Below are 10,259 nucleotides of genomic sequence, written 5' to 3'. Positions count from 1 at the left end.
CTAGTGAGATATTCGGAAAGCAATCAAATCAAATCCGAGAGCAACCAAATTGCCGATGAAAGCAACCAGTTCTTAAAATAGCAAGTTTACTTGGAGTGAGCCGCCGATCATTGTGACGCATAATAAGGATAATGCGTCTTACCGGATAGGATTTCCAGGCTTGTCGTGTTCAGCGGTCGTTTTGTCGCATTCGGGGTAGTCTTTGTTGTAATCGAAGCTAGTTTGTCGCGTTCACAGTGGATTTGGTCTCGCTCAACCATCTATTGTAAGAATTGAAGCTGATTAGTTAGCAATTTCCCTTTGATTTTCGCTGCAGGCGTCGACTCCTGCCGGATAAGTGAGCAAAATGAGACATCCCAACGTACGCCTAAAAGCGGCGGGGATGGCTCATCGCTTACCCGGCGGAAAGCGTACGACTGCAGCGAAAATCCTAGCGGCCACCTAATAGGGCTTTACGATGCTTTATCCCTATTATGAGATTTACTCTGTTTTTTTGTTCCCATTTGCTAAATCGGATAAAAGACAGGCGCTTTAGCACTATTATTCCTGCTTTAGAAAACAATCAAATCTATGCATATGTATTACTTTCTATAAATGATTCATCATCTTTCTTGAATAGCAAAAGCGCTTATCTCCTTTTTTAGGGATAAGCGCTTTTTATTATGCTTCTGCCGTTTGATTGGAGTGACGTTTTTTGAATAACAACATGAAATAGCCAAATGTTAATACTAGACATACTACCATAAATCCGATAAGCACTCCGTTACTTGCCCATAGAGCACTCATATTTCCTGTAGAAATAGCTGCTTTAAAAGCTTGAACCGAATAAGTCATCGGTAATAATTTATTAAAAATTTGTAATGGCTGTGGAATCAATTCCAATGGGAATGTTCCTGCACTTGTTGTTAATTGAAGAATTAACACAAGAATAGCCAAGAATCGTCCAGAATCACTTAGAACAGAAACAAATAATTGGATCATCGCTAAGAATGTAAAGCTTGTAATAATCGCTGTTAGGATGAACATACCAACATTTTGTGTTTCTAATTTAAGTGCAAATAACGCGATTGCTACTGCTATTAAGGATTGTATAATACCAACAACCCCAAGTACTGTTACTTTACTTGTAAACCATGATGCTCCATTTGTTGGCTTAATAGCTGGTTGTACAAGTGGGAATACGATAGATATTAATAATGCTCCGACAAATAAACCAAGTGACAAGAAGTAAGGAGTAAACCCTGTACCATAGTTCGGTACTGCATTGACAGCTTCTGTCTCAACATCTACTGGAGAGGAAATCATATCAAATGTTGCATCATTTGCACTTACGTCTCCAACTTCTTTACTTGCATCTTGTAAGCTAGTTTGCAACGTATTCGTACCATCGACTAATGCTTTTGTACCGTCCGCTAGTTTAGTAGATCCATCTGCAAGTTCACCAGATTTTTCAGCTAGCGTTCCAGTTCCTTTTTGTAATTGTGTTGAACCGCTTGCTAATTGATTTAGGCCACTAACCAAGTTTGTTGAACCTGTATATGCCTGCTCTATACCAGTATTAAATTCTTTCATTTTTGTTGCTAATGTAGTTGTTCCTGTTGCTAAACTAGAAGAACCTTCTACTAATGCTGGGGATGACTCATTTAGCTTTGCAACACCTTGCCCAGCTTGTGTGTATGCTGCACTTAATTGTTCCGCTCCATTATGCACTTGAGCTGTTCCATTAGATAATGCAGTCGTTCCATCTGCAAGTTTTTCTAATCCAGCTGACACTGTGGAACTCCCTGCTTCTAATTGTTTTAGTGTTTCCGTTAATGCTGCTGCTTGTTCTGCTGGAAGTGCCGCGCTTATTTGTTCCATTTGACTTGCTAAACCTTTAATACCAGAAGTTACTTGCGAAGCCCCTTGCGATAATTGGTTGGCGCTATCATTGAGCGTCGCAGAACTGCTTTGTAACTGTGCTAATGATGCGACTAAAGCTTTTTCTTTCTCGCTAAGTAATTGATAACTTTCATTTAACTTTGCAACACCTGCTGTATAGTCGCTAATACCTTCTTTTAATGAGCCTGCTCCTGTTGCTGTTTGGTTCGCACCATCTGCTAACTGAGTAGACCCGTTAGCTAGTTTAGCTATTCCGTCATTTAGTTGAGTAGAGCCTTTCGCTGCTGATTGAATACCATCTACAACTGTATTAGTACCATCTTTCAGTTCAATTGTACTGCTTGCCAATTGTTCTAAATAGCCTTTTAAATCGCTAGCACCATTATCTATTTCTGAAGCGCCGTCTTTTAATTGACCAGCACCATCTGATGCTTCTGCAAAACCATCACCTATTTTAGTAATCGAATCGAAAAGCTGTTCAGCGTATGTGGATGTGACTTCTTTATTCACCTCTGCACGAATTCGATCCATCGCAGTTCCACCAATTTGAGATGCTAAGAAATTATATCCTTCGTTTGCTTTATACGTGATCACCATTTTTTCTGGCTGTTCATCCAATAAGGTTGTCGCATGCTGTGAAAAGTTCTCTGGAATTTCAATGAGCAAATAATAATCCTCATCTTCTAACCCTTGTAGCGCATCTTTTTTCGACACAGATTTAAAATTGAATTGCTCACTATCGATAAGTTTGTCTTTTAACGTCTCTCCAAGATCTAACTCTAGTCCTTCCATTTCAGCACCTTCGTCTGAATTGACGATTGCTACTGGTAAATCACTTAAGCCAGCATATGGATCCCAAAAAGCCCATAAAAACATTCCAGCATACAACACGGGAATAAATAACACTGCAATAATAGGAATAAATAGTTTTCGATTCGTAAATATTGCTTTCCATTCTGCTTTTATCATTCTAACTTCCTCCTAAAACCATTTGACCAATTTGTTCATTTGGTCATTTATTGTGAAAAAAATAAGTCTCAAACTAAGAGACTACGAAAAATTGTTTCCTGAAAAAAATTCGCGATTTCTACTTCGGATAATGACTCGTCATGCGTTACATTCCAATCATTAATAAAAGCAAGGTAAGCCTTAAATAATAAATATGCTACAAGCTCACTGTTTACTTGTCTCAATTCACCTTTAGCTACACACTTATCAATCTTCTCTTTAATGAACGTGACAATTGCCTGCTCCGTTTGATGTAGCATTTGTTTTACAGCTGGTGTTCTCCAATCTTTTTCCTCATCCACGATTTTGGCATAGAGCTGATGCGTTTCTCGAAACTCTAACATTTTCATCAAAGCAGCATGGGCATTTTCCTGAAAAGAGACACCTTCTTGAATGACATTCGTTGCCTCCTGCTTCATCTCACAAATCATTCCCCTTACAATTTCTTGAAAGAGAACTTCTTTGTTTTCAAAAAACGTATAAATAGTCCCTTTACCTACGTTTGCGATTTTTGCTATTTGCTCCATTGTTGTAGCTTTGTACCCAAAAAGTGAAAAAGATCTCGTTGCAGCTTCTAAAATTTCTTGCTTACGATCCATTTAGCAACACTCCATTTCTCTCAAAAAAGAAATGACCAGAAAACCAATTCGGTCATCTAGTCATTATATTACGCTTAATGTATTCTTTTTGCAAGTATTTCTTAATGACTATCGTGCATTGTGTCTTCACTTTCATCTGGTAATACGGGCACTCAAATCAGGGCTACCAACTGTTAGCTTTTGTTTTGGCATCGTATGAAGACCTCTTGCAGTAGTGTGTGCAAACATATAATAGACTCCGTCGTGATCGAATGTATAATTTGCCTCATACACACCATCTTTTGTTAATGTCCCTTCAATCATTTGCCCTTCATCGCGCAAACCGGATTCCCACACTTCGAATTCTACCTTATCCGCGTCATCCACTGCTTTTTCACCTTGGGAAACCTTGGCAGCTAAAACAACTTCCTCTCCTACCGGTAGTTGTTCGGGAGTTTGTATTTGTACAACAATTTCTTGAAAAGTCGTTTCTTCATGATTTGTATGATTTGCCTCTTCTGCTCCACAACCTGTTAACACCATTGCCGTTAATGTAAATGCCGCTATCCCTTTTTTCATGCAAATGTATCCTCCCAAATAGGTAATGTAATATATACGTTAGTTCCTTTTCCTACTTCACTATCAAATGCAAGTTTCCCATTTTGCACTTCTACTAATTGTGCAGCAATGGATAACCCTAATCCTGTTCCACCATCGGACCTGCTTCTCGCTTTATTCACCCGATAGAAACGCTCCGTAATATGTGCTAGATGTTCGCTTTCGATTCCACATCCTTCATCTGTAATTAGAATAGTAGTTTCTTTTTTCGTTGTTTTATTCGAAATTGTTATGATGGAATTATTAGGTGAATACCTAATAGCATTTTCTAAAATGTTAATAAGGATTTGTTTTGTTTTTTGCTCGTCTGCACATAAAATCGTCTCTTCATCTATCGAATTAGCAAATGTTATTTCTTTTTCGTTCGCCATCGTTTTTACAAGTTGAACTGTCTCACGAATTGTTTCCGCTAAAACGAGCGGACTAGTTTCTACCTCCGCCAACGTCTCTGATCTTGCAACAGTCAACAAATCATTCGTGAGCTTCTGCATACGGTTTGCTTCTCGAGTGATAAGTGTGTATATTTCAGCCTTTTTCTCCTCTGGTATAAGGTTTTGTTCAAATGCCTCCCCGTACCCTTTTATATAACTAATCGGCGTGCGAAGTTCATGAGAAACGATGGAAAGAAAGTCTCGCTTCTTATCATCTTCTTGTTGAATAGACGATGCCATATGGTTAAAACTTTTCCCTAGCTCTCCCACTTCATCTTGGGATTCCACTTTTACGCGTGTATCATACTTTCCCGCAGCCATATCCAGCGCTGCTTCGTTTAACACTGCTAATGGTTTTAACACTCTTTGCAAACTTTTCAAGCTAATATATGCCAAGCAAATTAATAATAGAGAAACAATTACGAGTAAGAAAAGTACATCACTCGACGCCATTTCGGTAATTTTTGTTAAAGGTACGTATACATAAATAATTCCTTCTAATCTATTCTCATCAACGAGTGGATAAATAACCGATGCTACATCCCGGTCAAAACGCTTTTCATATCCGCGCTTTGTTATTGCATTTCCGTCTAACAATTCCGCTCGTTCTTCTGCTCCAATTAACGTGTCATAATCAATATCAAAAGGAAGACATGCACTTAGCTCTCTCGGATTTCGTACTGTAAATACTTCCACATCTGAAAAACGATTATAATCTTCTGTTTGTTTAATAAACTCATTCGTAACGACGCCGCCATCATATGTACGCTGCAAATTTTCCGCAACTTCCTTCATAGACATTTCAGTATGTTGAACGTAGAGTTCCTCATACAAAAAATTCGTAAAGATAACTAAAAACACGATCGTCGTTGTAATAAAAAGGAGTAGCAACATCCATATTTTAAACGAAAGCTTCTTCATTCTTTTACCTCAAAACGATAACCAATTCCCCAAACCGTTTCAATATATTTTCCCGCAACGATACCAAGCTTTAATCGAAGCGTTTTAATATGTGTATCTACCGTTCGTGTTCCGCCTTCATAATCCAAGCCCCATAACTTTTCCAGTAATTGCTCTCTAGAAAATGCTCTCCCTTCATTTTCCATAAATAAATGGAGGAGTTCATATTCTTTAAGCGTGAGGTTAATTTTTTGATCGTTTCGTAATATTAGTCTGGCAGATGGGTCATTTACTATAATCCCTTTTATGAGCTTATTGTCTTTAGATACTTTTCCAGTTCTTCTTAATATAGCATCTATTCTCGCTATTAGTTCGATTGCGGTAAACGGCTTAATGACGTAATCATCCCCGCCAAGCGCAAGTCCTTTCACTAAGTCTGTTTTCGCATCTAACGCTGTGAGAAATATAATCGGTACCAATGTAAATTCCCTTAAATCTTGGCAAACTTCAAATCCACTTTTGCCAGGCATCATGACATCTAGCAGTATTAAATCGACCGAAAACGAATGAACCATTTTCAGCGCGTCTTCCCCATTTTCAGCGTGTAACACATCAAAACCAGCTTTTTGCAAATGCAATTCAATTAGTCCACGCATATCCTGTTCATCATCTACTACTAATATCGTCGTCATTTGCTCGCCTCCCTTACGACCAACTGAAATGGTCCTTTACCTACATGCACCTTATTTGCTACTTCTCCTGATTGAATAAAGTATAGATGATGATCATCATATCCAGCTAATACGATATTATCTCCAAATGTTTCAATTGCAAAAGGGTTCGCCCCTGCTTTGAGTGAAGCTAGCACCTCACCTGTTTCTGAAATTTCATAAACAGTGCTACTTCCATGACTGACCGCAAAAATATGTCCATTTGCTGCTTTCGTCATATTAACCGGCATCATCGGTGTTTCTATTTCACCAAGTAACTCTCCAGTCGCTATATCATATCTATGAATAACCCGATTAGGACTGCTGCCAGCCCCATGACCACCGAGCCATAGTTCGTTTCCATTTACAAACAGTCCATGTGAAGAATTCGGGATATCCCATGTCGTTTTTTCTGTTAAATCTAATGAAAAAATAGAAAGAATTTCATCTTTGAAGTTTACTACGTAAAGATTATCGTCATGTGCAATTATCGACATTGGATAATTCCCAGTAGCTGCTTCTGCTAAGGCTTCTCCTTTTTTATTGAAAAGGGTGACCGTATTTTCTTTTCCATTTGCTATGTAAATATTTTCTTCATAAGCGTAAGCAAAGGTTGTTCCTTCTTTTACATCCAATGTTGCCAACTGTTTACCTGTAGATAACTGGATTAGAACGGCTTTCTTTAACGTAAATCCATACAGTAATAGGAGGTCGTCTGACACTAATGTAAATCCCGTATACGAAGCATCCAGTTGCCAACTTTCCAACACTTTTTGTTCCGTGGAAATGAAATCTATTGTTCCGTCCGCTGTATTTAAACTCGCCACAAAATCAACCGACGGATCAATAGATGGTAGCGAGGGTTTTGCACACGCACCAAGCAAAAACAACACGAACAATATACTTAGCTTTTTCAAGTCCCCACCCCCTAAAGCTATTTTACCTAATACGTGTGAAAAAAGTTTGAAATTTCATCCTAGAGTTTAAAAAACATTCACATAATATGGATAAAATATCCTTTTACAACTAACTGCTCAAATTTTACAACTAAACCCGTAAAAATTCCAACTAAACTCCTCTATATTCCAACTAAAACCGATATTTTTACAACTAAACTAAATTTCCAATAAAAAATCCCCAAAAACCAAGTAGAAATAGTTTTTTGGGGATTACATTTTCCTAATACTTACGCACGAAGTTGTTTTAATACGACATCTGCCATTGCATCGATGAATAACGGCTGATCATTCGGCATCGCTGGGCGTACATATGTCGCTCCAATATCATCACATACAACTTTACACTCATAGTCATTATCGTATAGTACTTCTAAATGTTCCGCTACGAAACCAACTGGCGTATATACAAATGTTGTATAGCCTTTTTCTTCATGTAATTGACGAGTTAAATCTTGTACGTCTGGCCCTATCCACGGCTCTGGAGTTTGTCCAGCGCTTTGCCAACCTACCGCATAGTTTTTCACGCCTGCAGCTTTTGCGACCAAGTCTGCTGTCTCATTCAACTGATCTGCATATGGATCACCCATCGCAAGAATCTTTTCTGGAAGTGAGTGAGCAGACACGATTAGGCATGCCTTTTCACGTTGTTCCTCGGACATTGCTGCAAATGCTTCGCTTACTTTTTCATTCCAATATTGGATGAATTTTGGCTCATCATACCAACTTTCCACAGAAGTAATCGTTAAATTACCTAATTTCTCTGCTTCTTCTTGAATGCGACCATTATAAGATTTAATCGAGAATGTAGAGAAATGAGGTGCCAATACGATAGATACTGCTTCTGTAATACCGTCTTTATGCATTTGTGCAACTGCATCTTCTAAGTAAGGCTCAATATGTTTTAACCCAATATACATTTTGAATTCAATTTTATCTTGTACTTCGTTTAGTCGATCACATAAACCTTGTGCTTGGTTTTCCGTAATTTTCGCTAATGGTGAAATTCCACCAATCGCTTTGTAACGACCCGTTAAGTCCGCCAATTGTTCCTCGCTTGGTTTACGACCGTGACGAATATGTGTATAGTAGCGTTCAATATCGGCTTCTTCGTAGGGAGTTCCGTATGCCATTACTAATAATCCCATTGTTTTTTTCATTATTGTCACCTCAAAAAGTTTAGTTAGACTTTGCTGCAATAAGTTCGCGGCTATACTCATGTACAAATGTTGTTAAACGTTTTAATGTATCCGGATTCACTTCAGGGAATACGCCGTGTCCAATATTAAAAATATGTCCTGGTTGTGCTACGCCTTGCTCCACAATAAGTTTTGCGCGTTTTTCGATTTCTGCCCAGTCTCCGATTAAGTAGGATGGATCCAAGTTCCCTTGTAGCGGTTTCGTCAATCCTTTTGCACGCGCTTCCTCAATCGATAAACGCCAGTCTAGTCCAACTACGTCAACAGGTAAGTCATGCCATTCCATTGCTAAATGACTCGCGCCAACACCAAATGTTATTAATGGAACACCTAGCTTACGAAGTTCCGTGAAAATACGTGTCATTACCGGTTTAATGAAAATACGATAATCCGCTACGTTTAAAGCACCAACCCATGAATCAAAAATTTGTATCGCTTTCGCTCCTGCTTTTACTTGTGCTGTAATATAAACAATAGTCATATCTGCAAGTTTATCCATTAATGCAAACCATGCTTGTGGTTCCGAAATCATAAATGCTTTCGTTTTGTTATAGCTCTTCGAAGGTCCGCCTTCTATCATATAGCTTGCAAGTGTAAATGGAGCCCCTGCAAATCCGATTAGTGGAACATTCAACTGTTCAGTTGTTAACAATTTTATCGTTTCTAATACAAATGGAACATCATCTTCTGGAGATAAATCGCCAAGATTGTATACATCTTGCACCGTGCTGATTGGATTTGAAATTACTGGACCGACACCAGCTTTTATTTTCACATCTACGCCGATTCCAGTTAAAGGTGTTACAATATCTTTATACAGGATCGCTGCATCCACATTGTAATTTTCCACTGGTAAACGTGTAACATATGCACATAATTCTGGTTCATGCGTAATCTGTTCTAAAGAATACTTCTCTTTTATTTTTCTGTACTCAGGTTGAGATCTTCCTGCTTGCCTCATATACCAAACCGGTGTGTGCTCCACTTGTTCTCCGCGTGCCGCACGAAGAAGCGTATCATTAAAAGTAGTCATTCAAATTTCCTGCCTTTCTTCTATCTAAAGGGTACGTCTCTTTTCAAATATACGTCTCCACTATAGTCTTTCTATTTACTATTGTATAGGCATATAGTGTATTTGTCATAAATTTGTCCCGTTTCATCGTCAAAATTGGGTCGTTAGGTTTCTAAATTTGCATTTAAGGGAAAAGTAAAGGAAATAAACAAAATTAGGAGGTACTCAGATGAATTTATATTTAACTTCAGGAACACCTGAATTTATGGAGTCCATCAAAAAAAAACACCCGAATGAGCAAATATATGCACTGCATGGAATAGGTAACTCCGTACTACTCCATGAGACAACCAACAAAACTATTTTCCAAGCACCACGAAAGTATGAAATATTAGAAGCTTTCGGGCAGTTCTCCGAAAAAGGGTACTTCGCCTTACAACATATTCCCATTTCTGAGGAAGGCAAACCCATTTTTGAATATAAATATACAAATTTAGCACCAACCCTCGAATCTGAGCCAGGGTTTATCGCACTCCGTGTATTAAAACCAATCAAATCAGACACTTACATTATTTTAACAGAATGGTCTGGTCCAAACAGCTATGAAGTATGGGTGAAATCTCATCCAATGAATTTTGATGACATCGTTGATAAGCAACAATTCTTCACAGGGGCTCCTTATGTTTCTACTTATTCATCGACAAATGAAGAGGACTAAATTAGAGAGGATATTCATTAAAAAGAATGTTTGGTGCATCAACACCCAACAGTCTTGCAATATAATAGCATGGCTTTAAAGGCAATCAGTAATTACGATGAGTAAACCACCCAATGCTTGCTGAGGGCACTGAAAAAGTCCAGATAATTTAACTTAGCGAGGTATTCGACGATTCAATCGTCGAATACCTCGCTTTGTTCATTTATAATAGAATTATTAAATGCAGGTGGTGTTCCAGATGATTTCAA

The 10,259-nt window shown here is 38.3% G+C and carries 9 protein-coding genes; 1 reads left to right on the top strand and 8 read right to left on the bottom strand.

Features of this window, described 5'->3' with window-relative positions; all coding sequences use genetic code 11:
• Window positions 1-660: 660 nt before the first annotated feature.
• From FG383_RS18970 to hemE, 8 genes are all read right to left on the bottom strand, one after another.
• Entirely contained in the window at window positions 661-2,850 is a 2,190-nt protein-coding gene (locus tag FG383_RS18970; RefSeq protein ID WP_142608991.1) for a YhgE/Pip domain-containing protein, read from the bottom strand.
• Between the two features lie 68 nt (window positions 2,851-2,918).
• On the bottom strand, window positions 2,919-3,488 hold the full coding sequence (locus FG383_RS18965) for a TetR/AcrR family transcriptional regulator (RefSeq protein WP_142608989.1): 570 nt from the start codon (window positions 3,486-3,488) through the stop codon (window positions 2,919-2,921).
• Window positions 3,489-3,620: 132 nt separating this feature from the next.
• Window positions 3,621-4,046, bottom strand: coding sequence for a FixH family protein (locus FG383_RS18960; protein ID WP_246097064.1), 426 nt, complete (start codon window positions 4,044-4,046; stop codon window positions 3,621-3,623).
• The gene (locus FG383_RS18955; RefSeq protein ID WP_142608987.1) at window positions 4,043-5,437 is read right to left on the bottom strand and encodes a sensor histidine kinase; all 1,395 of its coding nucleotides are present in this window, start codon (window positions 5,435-5,437) and stop codon (window positions 4,043-4,045) included. The genes FG383_RS18960 and FG383_RS18955 overlap by 4 nt, the downstream gene beginning before the upstream one ends.
• Window positions 5,434-6,108 carry a response regulator transcription factor gene (locus tag FG383_RS18950; RefSeq protein ID WP_142608985.1) on the bottom strand — a complete coding sequence of 225 codons (675 nt, stop codon included), beginning with the start codon at window positions 6,106-6,108 and terminating at the stop codon, window positions 5,434-5,436. The genes FG383_RS18955 and FG383_RS18950 overlap by 4 nt, the downstream gene beginning before the upstream one ends.
• Window positions 6,105-7,043 (bottom strand): YncE family protein, encoded by a 939-nt coding sequence (locus FG383_RS18945; RefSeq protein WP_142608983.1) that lies wholly within the window; start codon window positions 7,041-7,043, stop codon window positions 6,105-6,107. Before FG383_RS18945 ends, FG383_RS18950 begins: the two co-directional genes overlap by 4 nt.
• A 269-nt stretch (window positions 7,044-7,312) precedes the next feature.
• Window positions 7,313-8,245, bottom strand: coding sequence for a ferrochelatase (gene hemH / locus FG383_RS18940; protein WP_142609007.1), 933 nt, complete (start codon window positions 8,243-8,245; stop codon window positions 7,313-7,315).
• Between the two features lie 16 nt (window positions 8,246-8,261).
• Window positions 8,262-9,314 carry a uroporphyrinogen decarboxylase gene (gene hemE / locus FG383_RS18935; protein ID WP_142608981.1) on the bottom strand — a complete coding sequence of 351 codons (1,053 nt, stop codon included), beginning with the start codon at window positions 9,312-9,314 and terminating at the stop codon, window positions 8,262-8,264.
• A 208-nt stretch (window positions 9,315-9,522) separates the two neighbouring features.
• Between hemE and FG383_RS18930 the strand changes: the two genes are divergently transcribed.
• Window positions 9,523-10,011: an antibiotic biosynthesis monooxygenase family protein gene (locus tag FG383_RS18930; RefSeq protein WP_142608979.1), complete on the top strand. Its 489-nt coding sequence runs from the start codon at window positions 9,523-9,525 to the stop codon at window positions 10,009-10,011.
• The last annotated feature ends 248 nt before the right edge of the window (window positions 10,012-10,259 follow it).

Source organism: Psychrobacillus soli, assembly GCF_006861775.1.
In the GTDB taxonomy this organism is placed as follows: Bacteria; Bacillota; Bacilli; order Bacillales_A; family Planococcaceae; genus Psychrobacillus; species Psychrobacillus soli.
The sequence above is the reverse complement of the archived record's forward strand: the minus strand, read 5'-3'. Positions and strand labels throughout refer to the sequence as shown.

What these genes read in the sequence shown, in the direction of transcription:
- FG383_RS18970 (WP_142608991.1), bottom strand. Translation starts at nt 2,850, where the DNA reads ATGATAAAAGCAGAATGGAAAGCAATATTTACGAATCGAAAACTATTT.
- FG383_RS18965 (WP_142608989.1), bottom strand. Translation starts at nt 3,488, where the DNA reads ATGGATCGTAAGCAAGAAATTTTAGAAGCTGCAACGAGATCTTTTTCA.
- FG383_RS18960 (WP_246097064.1), bottom strand. Translation starts at nt 4,046, where the DNA reads ATGAAAAAAGGGATAGCGGCATTTACATTAACGGCAATGGTGTTAACA.
- FG383_RS18955 (WP_142608987.1), bottom strand. Translation starts at nt 5,437, where the DNA reads ATGAAGAAGCTTTCGTTTAAAATATGGATGTTGCTACTCCTTTTTATT.
- FG383_RS18950 (WP_142608985.1), bottom strand. Translation starts at nt 6,108, where the DNA reads ATGACGACGATATTAGTAGTAGATGATGAACAGGATATGCGTGGACTA.
- hemE (WP_142608981.1), bottom strand. Translation starts at nt 9,314, where the DNA reads ATGACTACTTTTAATGATACGCTTCTTCGTGCGGCACGCGGAGAACAA.
- FG383_RS18930 (WP_142608979.1), top strand. Translation starts at nt 9,523, where the DNA reads ATGAATTTATATTTAACTTCAGGAACACCTGAATTTATGGAGTCCATC.